Source organism: Neosynechococcus sphagnicola sy1 (assembly GCF_000775285.1).
Classification (GTDB): Bacteria; Cyanobacteriota; Cyanobacteriia; order Neosynechococcales; family Neosynechococcaceae; genus Neosynechococcus; species Neosynechococcus sphagnicola.
Genome location: NZ_JJML01000057.1, coordinates 1 through 24,609, shown reverse-complemented (window position 1 = coordinate 24,609; position 24,609 = coordinate 1). Strand labels below are relative to the sequence as shown.

Here is a 24,609-nt window from a genome sequence, read left to right as displayed (position 1 = left end):
GGTTGATGTGGTGTTGGTGGATGGGCATCAAATGGCCGTGGGAGTGGCGATCGCCCAGCAGGCAAAAGCCCAGGGAATTCCGGTGGTGCTGGATGGCGGTAGTTGGAAACCAGGGTGTGAACCGTTGCTAGCTGCTGTGGACTATGCCATCTGCTCTGAAGATTTTGTGCCTCCCGGCTGTGCAGATACCCGTGCCGTATTTGCCTACTTAACTACCCTCGGCATTCCCCACATTGCCATTACCCATGGGGAACAACCCATTCAGTACCAACAGCGGGGCGCTCATGGCAACGTGGCGGTGCCGGCCATCACCCCTGTGGATACCCTAGGAGCGGGGGTATATTTTTCATGGTGCGTTCTGTCATTACATTTTGCAGAGGGACTTTATCGCCGCCTTAGCGGCAGCTGCCAGGGTTGCTGCCGATTCCTGCCAGTTCTTTGGGACGCGCCAGTGGATGCAATCTCCTGTTCCCGGAACACCAGCAGACTTGTGACAACACGCTGTCAAATCACTGACCCAGGGTTGACACATGCCATCTCTAAACTAAATTCATCAAGTTCAGGAGCCAGCATCATGTCTACCGAAACGACGCACAACACCATCCCTTCCCCCACGTCTTGGTTGTCTCGTCTGTGCCAACAATTGACAATGCCTCTCCCCCTTATTTTCCCCCAATCCCCCCATAGGCCGACCGCAGAGGAGATGGAGGATGAGGATGGGTTGGAACAGTCCTTGGATCGTGCCGTCCTCTATCCTCCAATCACTGAGCGGGTTGATCCCTCCCTCTATTACAGCCTTTACTACGCCAACAACCGATACTTCTGAGCATGGGTAGGGGAAGTCGCTGGTTCCACTCTCTGGCCACGTTAAGGATTGAGTGCCCAGCCGTAATGTCATGCCATGCCCCCCATCCCTACAAAAGGGTGTTGCAGAGCTTCGGTACTAAAACCATGACCCTGATGCTGGCCATGATCGCCTTGGGGGTGGGACTGTGGCTGGCAGGCGTGGGTTTTGAATGACGCGGACTGGTTTATATTGCAGTTGGCACGGTACTGATTTGGAGTTGCCGTAACTACTGGCTTACCGTCGTGCAGTCCCCCTCCCTATCTAATCTTGAGGAATTCTAACGTGACCAGTCTCCTATCCAGTCGTGATGCTATTTACGATCGCTTGGACGAAATTTTAGCGATCGCCCGTCCCATTGGCTGGGAAGCGGCCAATATTCTCCGCTCCTACTATCGAGGGGAACCCAAGCGGGGAGATTTGGCGGTGGATGAACAGCAAGATGGCCCGGTGACAGCTGCGGACATTGCGGTCAACCACTTCATTCTCAGCCAGTTGCAGTCAGACTTAGGCACCCAAGACTTTGCCTACCTGAGTGAAGAAACCTACAAAACCCAACCAACCTCTGAGTGGATGAACCGTCCCTGGGTGTGGATTGTTGACCCTTTGGATGGCACCCGTGATTTTATTGATCGCACCGGGGAATATGCCGTTCACATTGCCCTCGTCCATCAGGGGCGTCCAGTTCTCTCGGTTGTGGCCTGTCCGGAAGCAGAGAGATTGTATGCTGCTAGGTTGGGGGGCGGCGCGTTTGTAGACACCCCCGAGGGCATCCGCACCCGCCTCCAAGTGTCTGATCGCGATCGCCCCCAGGATTTGACCCTGGTTGTCAGCCGCACCCACCGAGATCAACGGTTCAACCAACTCCTCCAGGAATTGCCCTGCCAGCATCAGCTCTATGTTGGCAGTGTCGGCTGCAAAATTGCCGCCATTGTCGATCAACGCGCCGATGTCTATATTTCCCTCTCCGGTAAGTCTGCCCCGAAGGACTGGGATATGGCGGCTCCGGAATTAATCTTGACGGAAGCGGGGGGGCAGTTTACCCACTTTGATGGCAGTCCCCTGAAATATAGCCAGGGAGATGTGAATCAGTCGGGGGGGGTTGATGGCGAGCAATGGCCATTGCCATGCAACACTATGTGCTGAAGCGATCGCCAGTCTAGCGGTGATTGATGGCTAGGGGGCTGGGATCAAGCCTGGAACCATTCCTTTACAGTTGAGGGATGCCTCAACTGTTTCCCATGCGTTGGGCAATCACAGCATAGAAGGGATCGCCACTGTAGATGCCCAACCACGGCAACAGACTAGGAGCAGCCGGACGGGCGATCGCGGTGGGGGCGCTAAACCCCGGCACTGATTGGAAGTAGTCCTTGACCAACTCGAGCCGACTAGCTTCTGAACCCTCCCGCCAGGATTGAATCGCCTTCTGAAAAAACATCCGGTGGGAAAAACTGACAATCGCCACCCCACCGGGTTTGAGAATCCGATGGATTTCCGTAAAGATGGCTTCAGGATATTGCAAATACTGCACCGACACGCTGTTGAGGACCGCATCAAAGCTCTGATCCGCCAACGGCAGTTGGAGAGTCTGATTCAAATCTTGGACAAAATAGTGCTCCAAACGGGGATTGCGTGACAACTCCTCCCCATTCATCCCCTGACCCACCACATCGGCAAAGGTGAGGTCCTCCGGTAGGTGAGACACCCAGCTACTCATCAGATCCAGCACTCGCATTCCCGGTTGCAAGTATTCCCGGTACAGGTCGGTTAGTTGCTGAATAAACCCATCATCGACATGGGTAACAAACCGGGGCGACTGGTAAAACAGCGCATCGTCGGTATCATCCAACTTCGTGCGCTGGTGAGGCTTTAGAGGCATGGCAGGATCGGTCTGCATTAGTATGGGAGGATTCACCCCTACTTTAGCCATCGCCAAAAAAGTTTGGGAAATAGCGTGTGAGCTAGCCTCCCAGGATAGGCACGATCGGCAAATATCTGCAACTACCTGACGAGAACACTCGCTGGGATTGCTCCAGCCCTCCTACAAAACCCCTTTGGAACTGGGAATGGTGTGGGCACGGCGAGGGTCGATTTCCATGGCCATCCGCAGAGCACGGGCAAAGGCTTTGAAGGTGGCTTCAATAATATGATGGGAGTTGATACCATCCAATTGGCGGATATGCAGGGTCATCTGGCTGTGGTTGACCACGGCAACAAAGAACTCCCGCACCAGCTGGGTGTCGTAGGTACCGACCCGTTGGGTCGGAATCTCCAGACCATAGCTCAGGTGTGGCCGCCCGGAAAAATCGAGGGTCACTTGCACCAAGGCTTCATCTAGGGGGGCAACAAAATGCCCAAATCGGACAATCCCGGCGCGATCGCCCAAGGCTTTCCCCAAAGCCTGCCCCAGGGTGATGCCAACATCCTCATTGGTGTGGTGGTCATCAATGTCCCAATCTCCCGTCGCTTGCACCGATATATCGATTAATCCGTGGGAGGAAATTTGGTGCAGCATATGATCTAGAAACGGAATCCCAGTCTGGGCTGTACATTGACCCTGCCCATCCAGATGCAAGGTCACCTGCACCTCCGTCTCACCGGTTTGGCGACGAACCGTGGCGGTGCGAGGGGAGGGGAGTCGTGGGGTATTCAGAGGGAGAACCGATACGTCAGGGCTGGTGTTATCGCCGGTTGGCATGGAATTATTCAAGGTAAATCACTAGATCTATTATTCTGCGTCTCACCTCCCCCGATCATGCAGGACTTACAGAAAAAGATCCGCCATGACTGAGACACAGACCTGGAACCAAGAAAACATGGGGACGAATCATCCCAGGGAAGCCAGGGACTAAACTTGCTAAACTAGCGATGCTCAATGGCGAAGGTAGGCGCGATCGCCCGATGAAATTTAGCGAACTGGTTCAGAGACTGGCTGTTGAGTCCCATAGTTTGTTGTGCAGCAGTGCCATTGATCCTGATCTGCTAGGAGTGGCCGCCATTGAGGAGGCCACCCCTGGCACCCTGAGTTACATCGAAGGGGAAAAGTTTGCCGCTCAGGTGCAAACCACAGCAGCAGCGGCCTTAATTTTGCCCCCCAACCCAGTCCTGCAAACCCAGGCAACGGATCGAGGCATTGCCTGGATGACCGCCGTCAATCCTCGGCTGGTCTTTGCCCAGGCGATCGCTCAGTTTTACCAGCCCTATCAACCGATCCCAGGAATTCATTCCACCGCTGTAATTGATCCCAGTGCCGTAATCGGCGAGGCCGTTGCCATTGGTGCCCATGTGGTGATTGCAGCTGGGGTACAGATTGGTGCCCACGTTTGTATTCACCCCAATGTTGTGATCTATCCAGCGGCGCAGATTGGCGATCGCACGATACTCCATGCCAACTGTGTGATTCATGAACGGACTCGCATCGGAGCCGACTGTGTGATCCAGAGTGGTGCTGTAATTGGGGCGGAGGGATTTGGCTTTGTCCCCATACCCGAGGGCTGGTTCAAGATGCCCCAATCAGGCTATGTCGTCTTAGAAGCAGGGGTAGAAGTCGGCTGTAACTCGACAATTGATCGGCCAGCCGTGGGGAGAACCCGCATTGCTCACCAAACCAAACTCGATAACCTGGTTCACATTGGTCATGGCTGCCAGATTGGAGAGAATTGTGCCTTGGCGGCCCAAGTGGGTTTAGCAGGGGGTGTCATCGTCGGAGATCGGGTAATTCTCGCCGGACAGGTGGGCATTTCTAATCAGGTACGGGTAGGCAAGGGGGCGATCGCCTCTGCCAAAACAGGCATTCATAGTGATGTTGAGCCGGGGGCAGTGATTTCGGGATACCCCGGCATTCCCAACAAGCTCTGGCTTAAGAGTGTTGCCATCTTTAACCGACTCCCTGAAATTTACCAATCTTTACGGCGGATTCAGCGGCATCTCGACCTGACAGAGTAACTCCTGGCAACGTCCCGACCCTCAAGCATCAGCCATAGAGCATTACCCCAACCATGGAGGCAGCCAAGTAGCGATGGGGAGTGGTCTAGCGTTACTTTGGAGCGAAACTCCTCGCCGGGTATGACGACCCCTGCCTTGATCCGTTGCCGGCAGAGGTTATCATAGAGGTTAAAATCAGCAGCATTTCATTCAGACTTAGCAGCTTCAGCCATGGGTGAATCAAAGCGGCGAAAAGAGTTCTTGGGCGAACAGTATGGCAAAGAATCATCGATTCTTCCCTGGCTACCCATCACAAAAACTCAGACAGAACAATTTGTGAAGTGGAGTACGCGGGGAGCCTGGTACGGCATCGGCTTCCTCGTCGTTTGGTGGGCGGTGGTGCGATTGATCGGCCCAGGATTAGGGTGGTGGCAGGTCAACTAGCAACCCCCTGGCCTGCCGCTACTGACTGAACTGGAATTCCCAGCCCCGATGCTGAAGCTAATCCCTAGGGAACAACAGGCGACTCCTGAAGTCATTAAATGTTGTTCCTGATACTTCATTTTCTTTTTTCGCCAGCTACGCTGGTGCCCAGAGGAGATTCATAGTTTATTTCTCAGGTTATTTGGGTAACCTACTGGGTATGACCATTTATTGTTCACTCAGTTACTCACTTCACGCTGAGAAAACCTTAAAGAAAATAAAAAGGTTTAAGATTAGCGTTAGGTGTGGTGAAAAGAGGTAACTATGTTCCTAAGACTTGCAGAGCAACACCGTCAATTCGTCCAAGATCTGGTAATGAATCTTCAGGCATTGGCGATTGTGTTAGAGCGTCGCGGATATCTGGCCTCTTGTTATACCTGTGGAGGCCAAATGAACAGTGCCTCTTTTATGGTGAGCCTGGGCGACAACCATCTCATCCGGTTCTTGGTATCGGACTACGGGATTACCTGGACAGAGATGCGGGACGACCGAGAGCTGATGAAGCTAGAAGGAGCAGAGGCTATCAATCAGCTGCACGAACTAGAAAACTTGGTGAAGTATCAAATTAAGCCCGTTGAGCATTATCCTCCCCTGGCTTCAGAGAGCTACTGCTAAGGGATGTAGCGATTGACTCCCTGAGAATTTTGAGCTTCATTGAGTCAGTCTATGGGCTAGCTCAGGGGGGGTGTTGCGGTTTCCCACTGATGGCTTAGGAGTTCCTACAACCCCTGCTTTCCCAACTCAGCCTAGTTTACCTTTGCGGTAGACTAGAGTCGTTTCTGGATTTAGTCTCCAGAAACTAGAAGTATTGATGGGTGCTACCTGCGCGCTGAATCAGGCGGTAAATATTTTTTAATTTCAATGCTATCGGCCTCGATAGCGTTCAGCGTGGTAGCTCTGGCATCGCTCTTGATCTCTAGTTGTTAGCAGGAAGCAGGCACTACCTTGAGTCACTATTCCCATAGCATTGCCCCCCCACGGTGGTCAATTAATTAACCGTATTGCCACGTCTGAGCAGCGTCAAGTTTTTTTTGAGAAGGCTGAGGCGTTACCTCGTCTCCAACTCAGTGAGCGTAGTGTATCTGATCTGGAAATGATTGCCATTGGGGGCTACAGTCCCCTGTTGGGCTTTATGGAGGAATCTGATTACCGGAGTGTGGTGGATCAGATGCATTTGGTCAATGGTCTCCCTTGGTCAGTGCCGATCACCCTCCCCGTCACAGCGGAACTCGCTGCCTCCCTGAAAGTTGATAGTCTCATCCGCTTAGACAATCCCCAGGGGCAATTTGTGGGGGTGCTGGAGTTAACCCAGAAATATACCTACGATGCCACCCATGAGGCGATTAATGTCTATCGCACGAATGATCCCAAGCATCCAGGCGTACAGGTGGTCTATCACCAGGGAACGGTCAATCTCGCAGGGCCAATTTGGTTGTTGCACCGGGATTCCCATCCGCTGTTCCCAGCCTATCAGATCGACCCAGCGGATGCCCGGGATCTATTTGCGGAGCGAGGCTGGAAAACCATTGTGGGGTTTCAAACCCGAAACCCGATTCATCGCGCCCATGAATACATTCAAAAATGTGCCCTGGAAATTGTCGATGGGTTATTTCTGCATCCCCTCGTGGGAGTCACCAAGGGAGATGATATCGCAGCAGATGTGCGGATGCGCTGCTATGAAGTCATGCTGGAGCACTACTTCCCGAAAGATCGGGTCATTCTGGCCATTAATCCAGCGGCCATGCGCTATGCTGGCCCCCGAGAGGCGATTTTCCATGCCTTGGTGCGTAAGAACTATGGTTGTACCCATTTTATTGTGGGGCGAGATCATGCGGGGGTAGGGGATTACTACGGTACCTATGATGCTCAGCACATTTTTGATGAGTTTGACTCCGGTGCTTTGGGTATCCAACCCTTGAAATTTGAGCATGCCTTCTACTGCACGCGCACCCAGTCCATGGCCACCACAAAAACTAGTCCCAGCTTGCCGGAAGAGCGGATTCACCTCTCTGGTACCAAAGTGCGTGAGATGTTGCGGCGTGGTGAACTTCCCCCCCCGTGAGTTCTCTCGACCGGAAGTTGCATCGGAGTTAGCCCGAGCCATGCACGTGATGAATGAGAGCTAAACGAGACCGCATAAATGATCTCAACATCTCCCCCAGGGTGTGTGGCATCAAATGAGTCGTCCGGTTTAACCACTGCAACTTGCTAACTGATGATGAAGCGGCGGTTTTTTTTACAACAGACAGGTTTGACGCTGACTGCCCTCGGGGTAGGAAGTTGGGGCATCGGGGGAGAACGATACCAACGAGTCTTAGCTCAACCCACCCCCGCAAGTTAGCCTTGCTAGTAGGGATTAATCAGTATCCGGGAGTTTTGGATGCCCACGGTGAGACGGTTCATTCCGCCCTGAATGGCTGTCTCACGGATGTCGAGCTGCAACGCGAGTTACTGGTGCATCGCTTTGGCTTTCAACCCGGTGATATTCTCACCCTGACGGATCATCAAGCAACCCACCAGAATATTGAATCGGCATTGCTATCCCACCTGCTCGACCAAAGTCGTCCTGGTGATGTCGTAGTTTTTCATTTCAGTGGCTATGGGAATCGTACACGGGTCAATCCTGGGGCTGGCAGTTCCGGTGTCCCTGGCCTTGATGCTCCTATTCCGGCTCTTGCTCCTAGTGCGGAAGGAGGGCAAAATAGCCTAGTTCCGATTGACGGTCTCTTGTTGACTGAGGAAGGGTTACAGGCTAATACGCTACTGGAATCAACCCTGGGGCTATGGGTGCGATCGCTGCCTACGGATCTAGTCACCGTAGTTTTAGACACAAGTTATCTCTATGCAGGAGCCTTACCTGAGGGAAATCTCCAGGTGAGATCCCATCCAGCGCCTGACGTGGGTTGGGTCAGTGCGGCTGAAATTAGATTTCAAGAACAATTGGTGTCGCGATTGCCCCTTGGCCGCACCCAGGGGATGGGTACAAGGCAGTTGAGACCCCTGCCGGGGGTAATTTTCCATGGAGCCACTGTCTCCGATTCACTGGGGGCAGGAATGGCCACTGCTCCCAACCCTGCTGGCGCTAAAGCCTTTGAAGCAGAGTGGAATGGCTTCAGTGCGGGCGTGTTTACCTATGCTCTCACTCAACAGCTCTGGCAAACGACTCCGGCTACCACGTTGAAATTTATTTTCCAGCGAACGATCTCGACGGTTGCCCCTTGGGTAGGAACCGATCAGCAACCCCAACTGTCTGGGAGCAAGGGCCGAGATCCATTACTGCTGGCTGACTATTTAGGGTCTGCATCCGCAGGGGCGGAGGGTGTGGTGACCAGTGTTGAAGATAACGGTCAAGCTGGTCAGGCATGGCTGGCGGGCTTACCGATGACCGTGGTGGACTGTTACGGGATCAATTCGCTGTTGACCGTGGTCACCCGAGACAACTCGGTGGAAATGCCCGTACCGCTAACCCTGCTCCAAGCCCAGGTTCGGGCGCGGGAGGGGTTGAGTGCCCGAATCAAGCTGGTAAATGCTGGAACCGGGGATGCTCCCCGGTTGCAAGTTGGGCAATGGGTGCAGGAGTCGGTGCGGATGCTACCTCGCCACCTGGGGTTGGCGATCGCCCTGGACAGCAGCCTAGAGCGGATTGAACGGGTAGATGCCACGAGTGCCTTTGCCAGCATCCCTTACGTCACGTCCTTGGTGAGTGCCGATCAGCCCGCAGACTATCGCTTCGGGCGCGGCCAAGATCCAACGACGCTCCAACTCCAAGTGGCTGCCTTGCCCGCCACGGCGATCGCCAGTACGGTCTTGAGTGATCTTTCCTTGCCTCAAAGTGGCTATGGGCTGTTCTCTCCGGGACAGGGAGCCATTCCCAGTACCCTGGGGGGAGAAGGGAGAAGCCATTAAGGTGGCAGCCCGTCGCTTGGTGCCCCAGTTGCAAACCCTTTTAGCAGCTAAGCTCCTGCGGCTTCTGACCAACGGTAGCTCTTCACGACTGGGCGTGAAAGTCACCCTAGAGATGGTGGCTCCCCAATCCCGGATTCTCGTCGAGCAGGCGACCCTCCGATCTCCTTGGCCGCTGCCCGACCAGGCCGCCAATGCCCCCCTTCCTAAGGCCAACCTTGGAAAAGTCAGTGCTCCTAATACCTCAATGTCGGAGCTATTAACCTTACCCGTTGGCAGCCATGTGCAATATCGGGTGCAGAACTATGGCGATCGCCCGATTTATCTGCTCCTGTTTGACATCAACAGTCTGACGGGTTCTATTGCCCTTTACTCCGTTGCCCGTGGAAATGGCCTCGATCTCCCGGAGGGTCAGATCCGATTCAATCAACCGGTTGTGGCTCCGGGAACCACCTTGATCTTCCCCCAACCGAGCCCAGATCTTGCCTGGGTGATCCGCGGCCCCACGGGACTGCGAGAGCTTCAACTAATCTGTAGTCACACGCCTTTGACCCACACCCTCACCGCCGCATTGCTGTCCCAAGGAGAGATCCAGATGCATGGCACTCCGCTGTTACATCCCTTAGAAATTGCCCAAGCTACCTGCCAAGATCTGCACCAAGCCAGCTTGCCCCTGCTCCCGATCCTGGAGGTTGCCAGCAATGCTAAGAGTAACCCCAGTGGGACAGAGGAACCCTATAGTCTCGATGTGAATGCCTGGGCTAGTTTTAATTTTGTCTATCAGGTGGTTTAGTCCGCGATCGCAAGCCCCAGCAGATTAAACTGGGGAAGAGAGTCAGCGAGGTGGTTGCAGGTGGCAGATAGCCAACCTGAGGAAAGTCCGGGCTCCCGAAAGACCAGACTTGCTGGGTAACGCCCAGTGCAGGTGACTGTGAGGATAGTGCCACAGAAACATACCGCCGATGGAGCTATTTCTGGCTCACAGGTAAGGGTGCAAGGGTGTGGTAAGAGCGCACCAGCAGCATCGAGAGGTGCTGGCTCGGTAAACCCCGGTTGGGAGCAAGGCTGATGGAACCTGGGTTGGTCTTTTTCCCGGTTCCGCGATCGAAACCGCTAGAGGCGACTGGTAACAGGCGTCCCAGATAGATAACCGCCCTGTTGGTTGACCCCAACTGACAGAACAGAACCCGGCTTATGTCTGACTCTCTCCTGGTTTCAGGAATGGGGACGCAATTGTCGCATCTGCTCTAGAAACGCTTTTTGATAGTTCAGGAATTTTGTATGCCACTCGCTAAACCGTTGCTCTCCATCCCGCACCAACATTTGACGGTAGGCTTCTGACGAGAGGTAGGTCGTTTTTAAGTCTGGGTTGAGGGTTCATGATGGCTAGGCTGCTCAGAGGTTGACGGTTGTTGCTTAACGTAGCAAATTACTCCAGACCTACGGGGTGATAGATGGGCAGTAAGACATTAAACGTCGATCCTTCACCCAACTTGCTCTTGACCGAAACAGAGCCACCACAGCGCCAGAGAATTTGCTGCACAATCGTTAAGCCCAGACCCGAACCCGCCCGCTCTTCACCGTTGGGCTGGCGGACGCGATAGAAACGATCAAAGATTTTAGGAATCTCCGCCCCTGGAATGCCAATGCCACTGTCCCGGAATTCTAACTGAATATAATCTCCCTGCTGTTTGGCCTGTACCCATACCTGCCCTTCTTTCTCTGTAAATTTAATACAGTTATGCAGCAAGTTAATCACAATTTGTTTCAGCCAAGGACTGAGACAGGCAACGGTTGGCAAATTAGGGGGAATTGTATAGGCCAACATGATTCCTTTTTCTTGAGCCAAGGGTTGGTAAGTACTGACCACACCTGGCACAATATCAATCAGGTTGAGGGGCTGGAGCGTCGTCAGATCGGACACTTGATGCAGTTGGACTAAATCCAGCAGGCTGGTAATCAGAGAACTTTGGCGATCGCACTCCTGTTGCAGGAGTTCCGTGTAGCGCTGCCGTTGCGCTGGCTTGAGATGGGAAGAACTCAGCAGGGTCAAGGCTGTCTTCATATTGGTCAGGGGGGTCCGCAACTCCTGACCGACATTATTCAAAAATTCATCTTTGAGGCGGATGGCACTTAGCAGGGATTCATTTTGCAGATGGAGCGTCTCGGCGGCCTCCGCTTGCCTGCGATAGGTAGCTGCTCGATGCCAAACTTCCTCCTGTCGTTTGATTTGGGTAGCCCACAGGTGATCCAGCACCGCAGTTGTACCTACAAAGTCTGTTGTCGGGGAGGATTGCCCCCCTAGCAATACCTCAATGGGGATCGTATCTCCCCTAGCCGTGATCACCGTTGGCAGAGGACTCAACGCTAAAAGCCGCTGTTGGAAGTGGTCTAGGATCTGCTGTACTGTCTGGGGGTTGAGGGAAGAGACTACCAGCAAGGGCTGTTTCCGTTCCCCATCTTCCCCAGTTTCTGGACTCAGACTAAAAGGCTCCTCCGGTTTAGGAGATTGCATGGAGCGGGGGCGATGGGCAATCACAAAGGCTGAGAACTGGGGCGATCGCACCAAGAGAAAATATTCTCGCTTCAGGAGACTGTCGTTGGGGAGCACAATCCCGTAGCAATGGGCTTCCCTGGCTCCAATTCCCTGTAGGGTAGTGATTGCTTGATCTCGATCTTGATGGAATAGATAGACGGTTTGGGGAATATCTTGCCGTGCACAATAGCGTTGGAGATCTGCCTGCCAGACCTCTCCCTTGGGGAGCTTTACCCACAGAGTGGCGGCTAAATTTTCGTTCACCAACAGATCAATCAGCCCATTGGTCAGGGATCTAAGAGTGGCCGGACTGAGTTGGAGGGGAGTCGGGGGCAGAACAGCCGTAAGGGCAAGCTCATAGAGAGACATGATCACTGTCATCGGGTGCAGGGCTGTCTGCACTGTAACGGGTCTGCCAAGATTTTGCCGGAATCAGCAACCTTTTGTAGTCAAAGCCAGAATCAGCAATCTCTCTCGAGTCAAGTCAGGTCTACGGACTGGATCAACTGCCAGTCTTCGGGGGTGTTGCAGTTAAATAAGAGGCGGCGATGCTCGGAGAGCGGACTTTGATCATCACCCCAGGGTAATGCCTCCACAGGTTGCTGTGCCAGCCAGCGCTGAAAGGAGCGTCCCCCCTGGGTAATAAACGCTTGTAAATTCGGGAGGCAGTGGGGGCGGTAGAAGCCACACAGGGGTTCCCAGCGCTGGTACTGTCTCGGTAGACAGGCGATCGCTGGAGGGGAAGTGGTTGCCAGTGTTGCTGCCCATGCCTGTAGCGCCGCAGCAGACAAATTGGGCAAATCACAGGCCAGGAGCAACACCCAATCGGCAGGGCTTTGGCAGCGCTGGAGATGCACCAGTCCTTGAGCCAAGGCGACCAGCGGCCCCTGGGGAGAGAAGGTTGCAACCAGCGGCGTTTCGAGAATGACTTCACAGGTTGGCGGCAGAATGGCATGATAGCGATTCGGCCAAGGGGTGATCACCGCCACTTCCGAGGTACATTGGAGGGCGACCTGGCAAATGCGCTGGAGTAAAGGTTGCCCCTGGATGGGGAGCAAGGCTTTATCTTCGCCCATGCGGGAACTTTGCCCCCCCGCTAGAATCAGAGCCTGGAGTTGAACCATGAAATCCTCACCTCCTGCTCACTGAGTGAATCACCCAATGCTCGAAGTCTATCAACCATCAGCTTCTAGCAGCCCAATGCCAACCATCGCTAGTCATTCAGCTTCCAGCTTCCCAGGCTACAATCCAGTTGCCCTGCCCAGCTTGTTGAATCAAAAACTGTCCCAAGGCCTCTAGGTCATCAGCATAGTCCTCGCACTCAATTGCATTCAGGATTGGTACAGCCACCGCGATCGCATCGAGCTTGACGAGAGTCGTCGCAAGGGCATCAAGGGCTGGAGGGGAGGTCAGCGCTACAAAATAATCCTGGGGCGGATAGGCTAATTCCATCCACCAGGGCAGTGGTGTGGTTCGGGTGGTGGTAGCCCCGAGGGTTGCTTGGAGCAAGTGCCAGACATCAATATAGGGTTGGGGATGGTTTGTTACCTTGGCAAACGGAGGCATCCCACTTGAAAACAGCCGTCGGATACTACCCGACCGCTTCGCAACCCAGTCACTGACCGTACATTGATCCAGGCACCTTTCAAATATCATCATTGCTTCTTCATTCTCATCGGGGCAATAGCTGATGCTTGCTAACAACTCCTCCCATCGATCCTCAAAGGGGTTGGCAAGGGGCAGGAATTCGGATTCCAATGGCTTTGCCAGTAAGGAATGATATTTGGCAGTTGTACTCACAGGGCAAGTCTCCTTAACGTCAACCGTGATCGTGCTTTAAAACCATACTGCCCACTCGGCAAGCAGTTAGGGGAGCTAGCTTGCCAACGCAGCTGGCATCGCCAGCGACTCGGGTCGGGGGGGTACGGTGTAGTAGCTGGCAATGATCGCCACCATCAACCACCAGAGGGTGCTGACTTCCGGGCGATACCAGACCGTATCCACAAGGCCATGACCCAGCATCCCGGCCATGGTGGCGATCGCCGCCATTAACCAAAAGCCCTCACGACTTCCCAATTGGCGCAAGCGTTGCAGTTGCACCCACCCCTGGTTAAAGATTACCGTCAACAACCACAGAAAGGCACAGAGACCCACAAACCCGGTTTCGACAGAGATTTCTAGCAAAATGCAGTAGGCACTGAGGGCATTAAACCGGGGGCGTTGAAACAGCGGATAGATTTTATTAAAGGCCGTATTCCCAGGGCCAATTCCTAAAATCGGGCGATCGCGGATCATTTCAATCACCGCTGCCCAGACATTGAGCCGAAAGTTATTGCTGCTGTCACCCCGTCCGGCAAAGATGCTGAAGACGCGATCGCGCAGGGGATCGACCAGCATCACGGCCAAGAACACAAACACGGCCAGTCCGCCCAGCAGGGTGGGAATGGCCAGCGATCGCCAGGGCTGCGGCCAGCGAATGCTCCACCAATACATCAGCAGCACAAAGAGCACAAACATGGAGATCACGAGGCCAATCCACCCCCCCCGGCTGAAGGTCAGCACCAGACAGGCGGTATTGATCCCGGCCATCACCCCTGCCAGCAGCTTTGGCATCCATCCGCGCCAGGCAAAAATTGCCGCCACACTGAGAGCGATCGCAGGTAAGAGATACCCCGCCAGTAAATTCGGGTTCCCCAAAAAACTATAGACCCGAGTTGTTTTCGCTAAGGGAGATTCCGGATCGACCCAAGTTGCCAGGGCATTGGCTCCAAAAATCCACTGGCGGATACCGTAGACGCTGACGATCAGCGAGATGTGCAAGTAGACCGTGATCAGGTAAGAACGCCAGCGGGGCGATCGCAATATCCGCGCCATCAGGGCAAAGGCCGTCAGATACAGGGTTAACTTTGACCAACCCGCAAAGGCAGCCATTTTCACCGGTGAGACAGCCGTTGCCACGGTTGCGATCCCCCAGTAGAGCAAGATCAGCAGGTGAATCGGCGTCAATCCATTGCGGTTAGCAATGGTTGGGGACTCCGTCTCATCGGACAGGGTTAACAACGCCCAGTAGCCCCCACAGGCAAATAAAAGCAGCCCAATCAGGGCATTGGGGACGAAGGGAGCCAGCCCAAAAACCAGCGCCAGCAAGCAAAACCCTAGCTCATCCCCCCACTGCATCAACCAACTACTGCGACGCCAGCGCTGCAACAAACCAACCAGATGATACAAATAACTGGTACGACGCCACTGATGGAGCGGTATGGTTGCCAGGGTTAGGGTTTGCCACAGGGAGTTCATGAAAATTTTCGGCTCTGCGTCCATTTAGCAAGGGGATTATAGCCTACGAACCCACTCACCGTCGTCGGCAGTCCTCCTTGTCCAGGAAGTTCCTCCGTTGCCCCAGCCCCATCGGCGTTAAAATCAACTCTGAATCTTTCATCCCCCTCCATGGAACGCCTTGTTAGCAGTCTGCGCCAGTGGTTTGTCAATCCCCTGCAACATCGGCAATCATCTCCCCCCCGAGACCCCTCGGAAAAACGTCGCCCCCTCTATTGCGGATTGAGCCATCCCGAGGCTGGGGGTCGCTGCACTTAGCAGAATTATGGGACTATCGGGATTTGATCTATATGTTGCTCTGGCGGCAGATTCAGGGTAATTATCGTCAGATGGCTCTTGGCCCTCTGTGGATCGTGATCAATCCCCTGATCACCATGTTGCTCTACACCCTGATCTTTGGCGTGGTGGCCAATTTGCCCTCCGATGGCCTGCCCTATCCGATCTTTATTTACACCGCTCTGTTGCCGTGGAATTTCTTCTCAGAAGGAGCCAGTGGCGCTTCTAGAAGTTTGGTGAATCAGCAAGGCTTAATTTCTAAGGTCTATTTCCCCCGATTGGTGGTGCCGATTGTCGGGGTGCTGTCGGGTCTGGTGAATTTCTTTGCCTCGATGATCATTTTGATCGGGCTGATGGCGATCTTTCGCATTGCCCCCACGGCTAGGGTGCTGACCTTGCCCCTGTTTTTGCTGCTGGCGACGGCAACGGCCCTCAGTGTCGGGCTGTGGTTTGCGGCTTTGATTGTCCGCTTTCGCGATGTCAGTACGTTTTTGGGATACCTGTTGCAGGGATGGATGTATGCCACGCCTGTGGTCTACTCCATCCAGGTGATTCCAGAGCAATGGCACTTCCTCTACCGCCTCAACCCCATGGTGGGGGTGATTGAGGGCTTTCGCTGGGCCTTGTTGGGGACCAAGGCTCCTCCGCTAGTCGCCCTGATCCTGCCTGTGAGTTTTGTGGGGGTGTCCCTGATCTCTGGGGCTTATTACTTCCGGCATACGGAGCGCAATATTATTGACATCGTATGATCGGTTAATAAGCGTTAGTTTTTCGAGAATTCTGAGCCGTTTTAAGTTATGACTACCCCCGTCATCCGTGTCGAAAATCTAGGCAAACGCTATCGTATTGGGACGGCTCAAAAACAATCCCAAAATCTGCAAACATTGCTGATCAATTGGGTTGGCTCTCCCCTGCGATATCTGAAACAAACCCTGAGTGAACCGACCCCAGAGGAACTCATTTGGGCGTTAAAAGAGGTTTCCTTTGAAGTGCAGCAGGGTGAAATTGTTGGCATTATTGGTCGCAATGGAGCCGGAAAGTCTACCCTGTTAAAAATCTTGTCAAGAATCACAGAGCCGACGGTTGGCTATGCCGAAATGCGCGGTCAGGTAGCCTCACTTCTGGAAGTGGGAACTGGGTTTCACCCGGAATTAACGGGGCGGGAGAACGTCTACCTCAATGGCACAATTATGGGGATGAAACGGTGGGAAATTGACCGAAAATTTGATGAAATTGTCGATTTTGCTGGGATCGAAAAGTTTATTGATACCCCCGTAAAACGTTACTCCTCGGGGATGTATGTGCGCTTAGCCTTCGCGGTGGCCGCCCATTTAGAACCTGAAATTTTGATTGTGGACGAAGTGTTGGCCGTAGGGGATGCGGAGTTTCAGCGCAAGTGTCTGGGGAAAATGCAGGATGTCACCACCCAGGGCCGCACAGTTTTGTTTGTCAGCCACAATATGGCTGCGGTGCGCAGTCTCTGTGGGCGATCGCTCCTACTGGAACGGGGACAGGTAGCCTGGGATGGCGAGACCAACGAAGCCCTCGGTCAATATCTAGACCGCCAGGTGGTGATGAACGGAGTTGCGAAGGGGGAAGCGCTACAGGAGAAAGCGCGCAGCCATTTATTCCAGGGGAAAGTTTTTTTTCAGTGTCATGAAATTGCCTTGTTAAATCAGGCTGGGGAATCCTGTACCTGCTTTCGCTCCGATGAAGATATTATTGTGTCCATCATCTTTGAATGTTTCCAGGCAGCACCCACTTTTCAAATGCTGGTAAAGCTGGTTGATCACGAGAATACAGTCTTGCTACAGAGTGAGTTCGATGACATCATCGAGCAACCAGCAATTCTTCAACCCGGCATTTATCATTCACAATGCATCTTGCCCCAGCACTCCTTTGGGGAGCGACGATTTTATCTGTCTGTGAGCCTGTTTTGTCAGAATATCCAACATCTCAGCTTTCGCCAGGTTCTCTATTTTGATGTGGAGTTTTCTGGCTATCGAGATAAGTTTTCCAGCTTTAGTAAGGATGCCTATTTTCGGCCCCAATTAAACTGGCACACCGATCGCTGTTCCTCGTGGCAACCCGATCAACCATGCATGTCTTAGTCACGGGCGGAGCGGGTTTTATTGGCTCCCATCTCATTGAGCACCTCCTCGCTCAGGGGGATCAAATCACAGTCGTTGATGATTGCCGCACCGGGAATCCCCACCATCTCCCCCAGGACCCAAGGTTGCAATGGCTGGACAAGGATATTGTGGACTGCGATCCGAGGGAGTTCACCCCCCCGATTCATGGTCTGGTGCATTTAGCCGCCACCGCATCGGTGATGTCCTCTTGGACACAGCCCCTGTCGTGCCATCACAACAATCTCTCTGCCAGCCTCGCTGTCCTCCAACTTTGTCAAGCCCTCCAGATTCCCCGGTTGGTGTTTGCCAGTTCCGCAGCGGTCTATGGCAATCCCCTCCAGGTGCCAATCCCCGAATCCCATCCCATCCAACCGATCTCCCCCTACGGCTACCACAAGTACTGGAGTGAGCAGTACGCTGTCCTGTTTGCCCCCCAATTCAACCTCTCTTGTGTAGCGCTGCGGTTGTTTAATGTCTTTGGCCCCCGCCAGAGTGCCGATTCTGCCTATTCGGGAGTCATCTCCATCTTTGCCCAAGCCATGCAGCAGGACTTGCCGATTACCATCTATGGCGATGGTAGCCAAAGCCGAGATTTTGTCTGCGTCAAGGATGTGGCGATCGCCTTTCGGCAAGCCCTGCTCACTGATTTACCCGTTGGCAATTGCCAGGTGATCAACATTGGCACCGGGCGACAGGCCTCCCTGGGAGAGGTAGTGGCGCTGCTCCAAACTCAATTTCCCCAGTGGTCGAAGTCCATTGACTATGCTCCCCCCCGGAGACGGGGGATATTCACCAGTCCCAGGCAGATATCTCTCGAGCCTCAGCTGTTTTGGGCTATCAGCCCCAATGGTCACTGGAATCTGGACTCAAGCTGTTCGTGAAATCATTGGGAGGTGAATAGAGGGTAAACTAGCTAGGTAGACTTACCCCGCCCAACCATTGACCTGTGACTGATGCCGCTGCCCTCAATCCAGAACTCTCTCGTTTTACTATCGGCTTTGATCCCCGCGATCGCGATCGCCTGCATCAAATGTGGGACGAGATTTTCAACGCCAATCGCTGGAGTGAAGGAGCCTTTACCCACCAATTTGAGCAGCTGTGGCAGCAATGGAATGGGTTACCCTCCGTAGCATTTTCCAGTTGGGCGGGGGCGGCCATGGCCTGTTTGGACTATCTAGATATTCGAGACAAAACGGTACTCTGCCCCGCCAATACCTTCATGGCCACACCGCTGTCGGTGGTGAAAGCCGGAGGCAAAGTGCAGTTTGTAGATTGTAACCGCCACGACCTGTGTATGTCCTACGAGGATTTTGTCGCCAAGGCAGAACAGTACAAACCAGCTGCTGCTTGGTTGGTGCATATCGGTGGCCACCTTGCCTTTGAGGTGGAGAAAATTGCCGAGTACTGCCGTGCGCATCAAATCTGGTTGTTAGAAGACTGTGCCCATGCCCACGGGGCGGAGTGGAACGGGCAAAAACCGGGATCCTGGGGCGATGCCGGGGTCTACTCTTTCTATGCCACCAAAACCATCTCCACCGGAGAAGGGGGGATGTTGGTCACCCGCCATCCTGAGTTAGCAGCCTATGCCCAAAAATACCGGAACTATGGCAAGTTTGACCATGTCATTGAGGGCTTGAACTATCGCCTCAGTGAGTTCACCGCCGCGATCGGCTGTGTTCAAACCGAGCGGATGCCCGAAATCGTGGCTTGGAAGCAGGCCTACGCCAGCCAGCTGGATCGCCTTTATCCCCAGCACCTCCAACTTCCCGCTGGTATGAAATCCGGTTATTACAAATACATTGTTTTTGAGCCCATTGAACGCTCGACGGGTAAGGTATATGATCAGCCCTGCCATCGGATTATGGGGCATGCTGTAGATCTGCCCAACACCGATTGGGTGGCTGAGAACCATTGGTGCGTTCCTATTTACTACCACGGGGGAAGCTACACAGCCCAAGGGCAACCCCTGCCCCCTGGGGCGTAATTCAACCTAGATTTTTTTGATGATCACCGCATAAAGGGAAGCTGGATAGATGAAGGTATTGGTCACAGGGGGGGTCTGGGTTTATTGGCTCCCATGTTGTCGATAAACTGCTGGCACGGGGGGTACAGGTCAAAATCTTTGATCAGATCCAATCTCCCTATCATGAATTCATTGAGCATTATCTGGGCACTATCCTCAGTGTTGAAGATTTACGTTGTGCGATGAAGGGCACTGCCGCCGTGATTCATCTGGCTGCTGTTGCGGATGTCAAAGACGTATTTGAAGAACCGTTTTACTCCGAAACCATCAATACCCAGGGCACCAGCTGTGTCCTGGAAGCGGCTCGCAAAGAGAAATTAGCACGGGTGGTTTACGGTAGCACCACCTGGGTCTACAGCGATTGCCAGGACGTGGCGGTGGATGAAGACACCCCCCTTGCCGCCCCCTCCCATCTATATACCGCCACCAAAATTGCTTCAGAGTACTACTGTCAAGCCTATTCCAAGCTCTACGACCTTGACTTTACAATTCTGCGCTTCGGGATTCCCTATGGCCCGCGATCGCGGGATGGTGCGGTCTTACCAATTTTTGTCCGCAAGGCGCTGACGGGACAACCCCTGACCCTAGCGGGGGACGGGATGCAGTTCCGCAAGTTTGTCTATGTTGAAGACCTAGCCGAAGGGATTGTCCTGTCCCTCCGATCCGCCGGACGGAATCGGATTTACAACCTGGATGGCTCAGATAAAGTCTCCATTCGCCAAATTGCGGAGACCATTCAGAAGATTCTCGGCAATGTCAGTATTGAATACGTAGAAGCCCGACCTGGAGAGTTTTTCTGGGAAAGAAGTGTCTAGCCAGCGGGCAAAAACAGAGTTGGGTTGGGAGCCCACCACCAGCTTTGAAGAAGGAGTGCGCCGATATATTGATTGGTACCGCACCCGAGAGGTCAGTCGTCAGGCAGCCTGGGCACAGGTTGATGATCTGCTGAAATCTTGATATGGCGACGACGGACTACCATGACTACTTAATCAAAGACGGGCAGTTCATTGGGGCCTTTGAAGCCATGTACCAGAACTGTCCTGATCCCTGGGGTCAAGATAGTCTGGACTACTTGTCCCACGATCTCGCTTTACCGCTATTAAGTCGTCGTCGGTATCACCAGCTCCTCGATCTTGGCTGTGGTAAAGGCCGGTTGACGCAGCGATTGCAAGTGGCAACCGGGGCTACTGTCACCGCCATTGATATCTCACCGACCGCCGTGGCGGCGGCTCAAGCCCGGTATCCAGAGATTCAATTCCTCGCCGCCCCTATCCCCCCGCTGCCCTTTCCAGATGCCAGTTTTGATCTAGTGGTGTCGGCGGAACTGCTCTGGTACGTTCTCCCACAGCTCCCAGCGCTATTTGCTGAAATTCAACGGGTGTTAATTCCCGGTGGTCATTATCTGATGGTGCAGCAGTTTTACCAACCGGGAGAACAGAAGTATGGCAATGAAATGATGCAATCCCCCGCCGATTTACTGCCAATGCTGCCCTTTCAGGTGGTACAAGAGATTGAAGTCAATCGGTTTTCAAATTATAAATACATTGCCCTCGTTGCCCATCAGCCGACAGCATCATGAACATCAGTGTGATTGTCTGCTGTTATAACGATGCCCCCTTTGTGGCCCAGGCGTTGACCAGTTTGTATGGTCAAACCTTGCCCCCTGACCAATACGAAGTCATCTTTGTCAACGATGGATCCACCGATGAGACCGTGGCGGCGATCGCCCCGTTTCAAGCCCAACCCAACTTTCGCTATTTCCACCATGCCACCAATTTAGGACTGGCTGCTGCCTGTAATCGAGGACTGGAGGCAGCCCAGGGAGACTATGTGATTCGCCTCGATGCCGATGATCAGATCGCACCCGAGATTCTGGCATCTATGGCTGCATCCCTGGAAACAGGTGATACCGATCTCGTGATCAGCGATCGCTACGAGGTGATGTTAGCAGACCAAACGAGACGGTACATTGCCCTTGATCCCGGCAATCTCTACACCTGGATTGCTGCCGGCACCCTGATGCGCCGGGATTTACTGCAAGCCATTGGCGGCTATCGGCCGCTGTTTTGGGAGGAATACGATTTATATATCCGCTATCTGCTCCGCAGTGGTCGCCCACCGCTGCATCTTCCCCGACCGCTCTATCACTACACCATTCGCCGGGGCAGCATGACGGCGGATCTAGGCCGAGTCAGTGCCGGGTGGGCAGAGCTGACGAACCAGTGGGGGCTGGAGATCCTAGAGCAATTTGGTAGACTACCAATGTCGTAACGTGAACCTGCAACCTCCAACGTGAACCGCAAAACCATCGTCATCGCTGAAATTGGCGAAAATCATATTGGCAATTGGCAGCTGGTGCCCTCCATGATTCAGGCCGCCGCCGCCGCCGGGGCTGACATTGTCAAGTTTCAGTCCTACTTTGGTGCTGACGTGGCGGCAGATGACCCGGAGCGGGAGTGGTTCACCCAGGTTCAACTCTCCAATGACCGCCATTTCCAATTTAAAGCTCTGGCGGAGGCAGCCGGGATTGAGTTCCTGAGTACGCCCTTTAGTATTGAGCGGGCTCAGTTTTTAGTTGAAGTATTGGGACTGCGAAAAATTAAAATCGCCTCCTCTGAGATGCTGAACTGGGGGTTACTAGATTACTTAAATGGACGGGTGGAGACGCTGTTTCTCTCCACGGGGTTGGCAACCCTGGCTGAAATTCAACAAGCCGTTGCCCACCTGGATCGGATTCCCCATCTCTATATTCTGCAATGTACCACCCAGTATCCTTGCCCCGAGGAGGAGGCCAATCTAGCGGTAATTTCTACCCTCAAAGCCAGCTTTCCCCAGCACCATGTGGGCTACTCTGACCATACCCTGGGGTTACTAGCCCCGGTGCTGGCAGTGGCTCTAGGGGCTGAAGTGATTGAAAAGCACTTGACGTTAGATAAGTCCCTACCGGGTACCGATCACATTTTGTCGGTAACACCAACCGAACTCGCCCAACTGGTGGCGCAAATTCGCAGCACCGAAACCTTACTGGGCGGTGCAGAGAAGCAGCCAACGGCCAATGAAGCCCAGATTCGTGCCTTTGTCCGCAATCGCTTCCCTAAAGTTCCAGCTCCCACCACTGCCGTTTAGCGTATCCCTGTGATTGTTCTCGTAGCAGTTCAGGATGTTGGTGGAGCCAATGCCCTCACGCCGGTGATTCATCAACTCCGGGCGCGGCAGGTTGAGGTGGTTACCCTAGCCTGTGGCAAGGCCCTGTCGGTGGTGCAGTCTGCCGGGATTCCCCATCAGGCTTTGAGCCTGTCTGAGCTTGCCGAGTCACGGATGAGGTCGGATCTCAGTCAACTCCTCACGACCATCAACCCAGATATCCTCTTGTTAGGGACAGCCTGGGGGCTGAGTCTGGATAAGGAAATTCTGGCGGTGAATCAAACCTGCGATCGCCCGCGACCGACGGTTTCCCTGATCGATATGTGGTCGAACTACCGCACCCGGTTTACCCATCCCCTCTCTGGGGAACTGGTACTCCCCACCCAAATTGCCCTCATGGATGCCATTGCCTACGAACAGGCGATCGCGGAAGGTCTGCCTCTCACCCATTTAATTGTGACGGGTCAACCCTACCTAGAGCAGTTACCCCTGCTATTACAGAAAGCATCGGTTGTGGATCAGGCGGCTGCCCTCCGCAAAACTTGGCTGAGTGAGTCACCGACCAATAGTTCCATTGTGTTATTTGCCTCTGAAGCCTTTAGTCGAGATTTCCCTCCCCATAGTCCCTACTATCGTGGCTACACAGAAATTACTGCCCTCCAGGGCCTGATACAAGCCGTGGAGCTAGAGGAACAACGGAGCCACCGTCCCTGGGTGATTGTGGATAAATTACATCCAGAGGAGTCCCTAGCATTTGTGCGCGCTGCACTCTCTGCCAGTCAGCGGCAGATTCACATCTTGGAACATCAACCGCCCTTACCCTGTATTTTGGCGGCGGATTTGATTGTAGGGATGACCTCGATGTTTTTAGTCGAGTCTGCGTTCTGTGGCCAGCCCACCCTCAGTTTTCAACCCGATACCCTGAACCCTCAGGACTTTATTGGCAGCCGCATCGGTGTTGTACCTGCCGCCACCTCGATCGCGGCGTTATCCACCTGGTTGAGTCGCCAACAAATCGCCTGCCAGCGGCAAAAACCCTCAGGATCACCCACGGATCTCCCTAGCTTTCAACATCGGGGAGCGACCACTAGGGTAATCGACGTGCTGTTGAAGTTGATCCATTCTGCATAGGGTGACAAAGGTCACGACTTGCAGCTCAATGCTATGTTTTTCTGGAGTTAAACCCTGTTGATCTGAAGCCAAAAAAAATCCTCATCATCTTGGAACTTCATAAAAACAGTGTCTAAATTCTTCCGCTGGCTGCCATTGATGCGGCTGGGAACCCTCACACGACAGAAATTACTCATCTTTAGCCTGTTATTTACCCTCACCCTCACACTGGTGAGTGTATTTGAGTATTTTCCCCCTCTTACCAACGCTGCAACCACCCCCCTCAGATCGCCACCCCCCTCTCAACTAAAGGGACACAAGTCGTTGATGCCAAGGGAACCCCAGTCCTCTTAAGGGGGTGAACTGGTTTGGCATGGAAACAGATGTCCATGTTCCCCATGGCCTCTGGGCACGAGACTACAAAGATATGCTGGCTCAGATTAAAGGTCTGGGATATAACGTCATTCGACTGCCGTTTTCAGTGCAAGCCTTACGCTCTCCGTCCATCAGTAGCGTTAACTTTAGCTTAGGAAGTAACCAAAGCTTGCAGGGGAAAACGCCGTTGCAAGTCATGGACTTAGTAATTCAAGAAAGTAACCGACTGGGGCTATTAATTTACTCGATAGCCATCGACTGGGTGACTACAGCATTCCGGAACTTTGGTACGGAGATGGGGGGCTTTACCGAGGCTGACTGGATTAACACTTGGACAATGCTCGCCAGTCGCTATTAAAAAACCAGCCAAATGTCATAGGGGCAGATCTCAAAAAATGAGACCCCCATGGCCGCGCCAGTTGGGGCACAAATGACTTAGCCACCGATTGGAGGCTGGCTGCTGAACGCGCTGGAAATGCCATCCATGGGGTGAATCCTAAGTGGTTAATTGTGGTGGAAGGGG

At 53.6% G+C, this 24,609-nt stretch carries 25 protein-coding genes, 1 other RNA gene and 3 pseudogenes; 23 read left to right on the top strand and 6 right to left on the bottom strand.

All coding sequences use genetic code 11. The features are described 5' to 3' along the window. From DO97_RS31450 to DO97_RS17955, 3 genes and pseudogenes are all read left to right on the top strand, one after another. Positions 1–494: pseudogene (locus tag DO97_RS31450) on the top strand (PfkB family carbohydrate kinase); the annotation flags it as partial. A gap of 80 nt (positions 495–574) precedes the next feature. Next, positions 575–826: a hypothetical protein gene (locus DO97_RS31445; RefSeq protein ID WP_156120648.1), complete on the top strand. Its 252-nt coding sequence runs from the start codon at positions 575–577 to the stop codon at positions 824–826. Positions 827–1,129: 303 nt separating this feature from the next. Next, positions 1,130–2,024: pseudogene (locus tag DO97_RS17955) on the top strand (3'(2'),5'-bisphosphate nucleotidase CysQ family protein). Positions 2,025–2,072: 48 nt separating this feature from the next. Here DO97_RS17955 and DO97_RS17950 read toward each other — a convergent pair. Together DO97_RS17950 and hisB are read right to left on the bottom strand one after the other, a co-directional pair. After that, positions 2,073–2,723 carry a class I SAM-dependent methyltransferase gene (locus DO97_RS17950; protein WP_036536116.1) on the bottom strand — a complete coding sequence of 217 codons (651 nt, stop codon included), beginning with the start codon at positions 2,721–2,723 and terminating at the stop codon, positions 2,073–2,075. 162 nt (positions 2,724–2,885) lie between these two features. Next, entirely contained in the window at positions 2,886–3,542 is a 657-nt protein-coding gene (gene hisB / locus DO97_RS17945; protein WP_081980838.1) for an imidazoleglycerol-phosphate dehydratase HisB, read from the bottom strand. 203 nt (positions 3,543–3,745) lie between these two features. On the opposite strand from hisB, the gene lpxD reads away from it, so the two are divergent. The 7 genes and pseudogenes from lpxD to rnpB all read left to right on the top strand — a co-directional run bounded on the left by lpxD (position 3,746) and on the right by rnpB (position 10,364). Next, a complete protein-coding gene (lpxD, locus tag DO97_RS17940; RefSeq protein ID WP_036536113.1) occupies positions 3,746–4,789 on the top strand; it encodes a UDP-3-O-(3-hydroxymyristoyl)glucosamine N-acyltransferase in 1,044 nt (347 codons plus the stop codon). A gap of 210 nt (positions 4,790–4,999) precedes the next feature. Beyond that, positions 5,000–5,212, top strand: a complete 213-nt coding sequence (locus DO97_RS17935) for a DUF2839 domain-containing protein (protein WP_036536096.1) — start codon at positions 5,000–5,002, stop codon at positions 5,210–5,212. A 303-nt stretch (positions 5,213–5,515) separates the two neighbouring features. After that, a complete protein-coding gene (locus tag DO97_RS17930; RefSeq protein WP_036536089.1) occupies positions 5,516–5,866 on the top strand; it encodes a DUF1815 family protein in 351 nt (116 codons plus the stop codon). A gap of 340 nt (positions 5,867–6,206) precedes the next feature. Then, positions 6,207–7,377 (top strand): annotated as a pseudogene (gene sat / locus DO97_RS17925) (sulfate adenylyltransferase). A gap of 217 nt (positions 7,378–7,594) precedes the next feature. Further along, positions 7,595–9,157, top strand: coding sequence for a caspase family protein (locus tag DO97_RS22560; RefSeq protein WP_204368742.1), 1,563 nt, complete (start codon positions 7,595–7,597; stop codon positions 9,155–9,157). Position 9,158: 1 nt separating this feature from the next. Continuing rightward, entirely contained in the window at positions 9,159–9,947 is a 789-nt protein-coding gene (locus DO97_RS23370) for a DUF4384 domain-containing protein (RefSeq protein ID WP_052128924.1), read from the top strand. Positions 9,948–9,985: 38 nt separating this feature from the next. Next, positions 9,986–10,364, top strand: an RNA gene (gene rnpB, locus DO97_RS21510) — RNase P RNA component class A. Between the two features lie 219 nt (positions 10,365–10,583). Here rnpB and DO97_RS17915 read toward each other — a convergent pair. The 4 genes from DO97_RS17915 to DO97_RS17900 form a co-directional block, all read right to left on the bottom strand. Beyond that, positions 10,584–12,059, bottom strand: coding sequence for an ATP-binding protein (locus DO97_RS17915; RefSeq protein WP_239651853.1), 1,476 nt, complete (start codon positions 12,057–12,059; stop codon positions 10,584–10,586). 110 nt (positions 12,060–12,169) lie between these two features. Beyond that, positions 12,170–12,814 (bottom strand): molybdenum cofactor guanylyltransferase, encoded by a 645-nt coding sequence (locus tag DO97_RS17910; RefSeq protein ID WP_036536088.1) that lies wholly within the window; start codon positions 12,812–12,814, stop codon positions 12,170–12,172. Between the two features lie 97 nt (positions 12,815–12,911). Next, positions 12,912–13,490: a hypothetical protein gene (locus tag DO97_RS17905; RefSeq protein ID WP_036536087.1), complete on the bottom strand. Its 579-nt coding sequence runs from the start codon at positions 13,488–13,490 to the stop codon at positions 12,912–12,914. 75 nt (positions 13,491–13,565) lie between these two features. Then, positions 13,566–14,987, bottom strand: coding sequence for an IctB family putative bicarbonate transporter (locus DO97_RS17900; protein ID WP_036536104.1), 1,422 nt, complete (start codon positions 14,985–14,987; stop codon positions 13,566–13,568). A 150-nt stretch (positions 14,988–15,137) separates the two neighbouring features. Here DO97_RS17900 and DO97_RS26980 point away from each other — a divergent pair, with 150 nt between their 5' ends. The 13 genes from DO97_RS26980 to DO97_RS22555 all read left to right on the top strand — a co-directional run bounded on the left by DO97_RS26980 (position 15,138) and on the right by DO97_RS22555 (position 24,444). Further along, on the top strand, positions 15,138–15,284 hold the full coding sequence (locus tag DO97_RS26980; protein ID WP_239651851.1) for a hypothetical protein: 147 nt from the start codon (positions 15,138–15,140) through the stop codon (positions 15,282–15,284). Beyond that, positions 15,242–16,051: an ABC transporter permease gene (locus DO97_RS17895; RefSeq protein WP_239651850.1), complete on the top strand. Its 810-nt coding sequence runs from the start codon at positions 15,242–15,244 to the stop codon at positions 16,049–16,051. Before DO97_RS26980 ends, DO97_RS17895 begins: the two co-directional genes overlap by 43 nt. A gap of 48 nt (positions 16,052–16,099) precedes the next feature. After that, positions 16,100–17,413, top strand: a complete 1,314-nt coding sequence (locus DO97_RS21490) for an ABC transporter ATP-binding protein (protein ID WP_052128923.1) — start codon at positions 16,100–16,102, stop codon at positions 17,411–17,413. After that, complete coding sequence (locus DO97_RS17885; RefSeq protein WP_239651849.1) at positions 17,401–18,315, top strand: NAD-dependent epimerase/dehydratase family protein; 915 nt, start codon at positions 17,401–17,403, stop codon at positions 18,313–18,315. The genes DO97_RS21490 and DO97_RS17885 overlap by 13 nt, the downstream gene beginning before the upstream one ends. Before the next feature lie 65 nt (positions 18,316–18,380). After that, entirely contained in the window at positions 18,381–19,418 is a 1,038-nt protein-coding gene (locus DO97_RS17880) for a DegT/DnrJ/EryC1/StrS family aminotransferase (RefSeq protein ID WP_052128922.1), read from the top strand. A gap of 83 nt (positions 19,419–19,501) precedes the next feature. After that, positions 19,502–20,272 (top strand): NAD-dependent epimerase/dehydratase family protein, encoded by a 771-nt coding sequence (locus DO97_RS17875; protein WP_204368743.1) that lies wholly within the window; start codon positions 19,502–19,504, stop codon positions 20,270–20,272. Further along, a complete protein-coding gene (locus DO97_RS25455; protein ID WP_204368741.1) occupies positions 20,265–20,414 on the top strand; it encodes a hypothetical protein in 150 nt (49 codons plus the stop codon). The genes DO97_RS17875 and DO97_RS25455 overlap by 8 nt, the downstream gene beginning before the upstream one ends. A 1-nt stretch (position 20,415) precedes the next feature. Next, the gene (locus DO97_RS21485) at positions 20,416–21,036 is read left to right on the top strand and encodes a class I SAM-dependent methyltransferase (protein WP_052128921.1); all 621 of its coding nucleotides are present in this window, start codon (positions 20,416–20,418) and stop codon (positions 21,034–21,036) included. Beyond that, the gene (locus tag DO97_RS21480) at positions 21,033–21,728 is read left to right on the top strand and encodes a glycosyltransferase family 2 protein (protein WP_052128920.1); all 696 of its coding nucleotides are present in this window, start codon (positions 21,033–21,035) and stop codon (positions 21,726–21,728) included. Before DO97_RS21485 ends, DO97_RS21480 begins: the two co-directional genes overlap by 4 nt. 21 nt (positions 21,729–21,749) lie before the next feature. Further along, positions 21,750–22,583, top strand: coding sequence for an N-acetylneuraminate synthase family protein (locus DO97_RS17860; protein ID WP_052128919.1), 834 nt, complete (start codon positions 21,750–21,752; stop codon positions 22,581–22,583). A gap of 9 nt (positions 22,584–22,592) precedes the next feature. Then, positions 22,593–23,732, top strand: a complete 1,140-nt coding sequence (locus tag DO97_RS17855; RefSeq protein WP_036536086.1) for a hypothetical protein — start codon at positions 22,593–22,595, stop codon at positions 23,730–23,732. 108 nt (positions 23,733–23,840) lie between these two features. Beyond that, complete coding sequence (locus DO97_RS24120) at positions 23,841–24,065, top strand: hypothetical protein (protein ID WP_156120647.1); 225 nt, start codon at positions 23,841–23,843, stop codon at positions 24,063–24,065. 19 nt (positions 24,066–24,084) lie between these two features. Continuing rightward, positions 24,085–24,444: a cellulase family glycosylhydrolase gene (locus tag DO97_RS22555; protein ID WP_204368740.1), complete on the top strand. Its 360-nt coding sequence runs from the start codon at positions 24,085–24,087 to the stop codon at positions 24,442–24,444. The last annotated feature ends 165 nt before the right edge of the window (positions 24,445–24,609 follow it).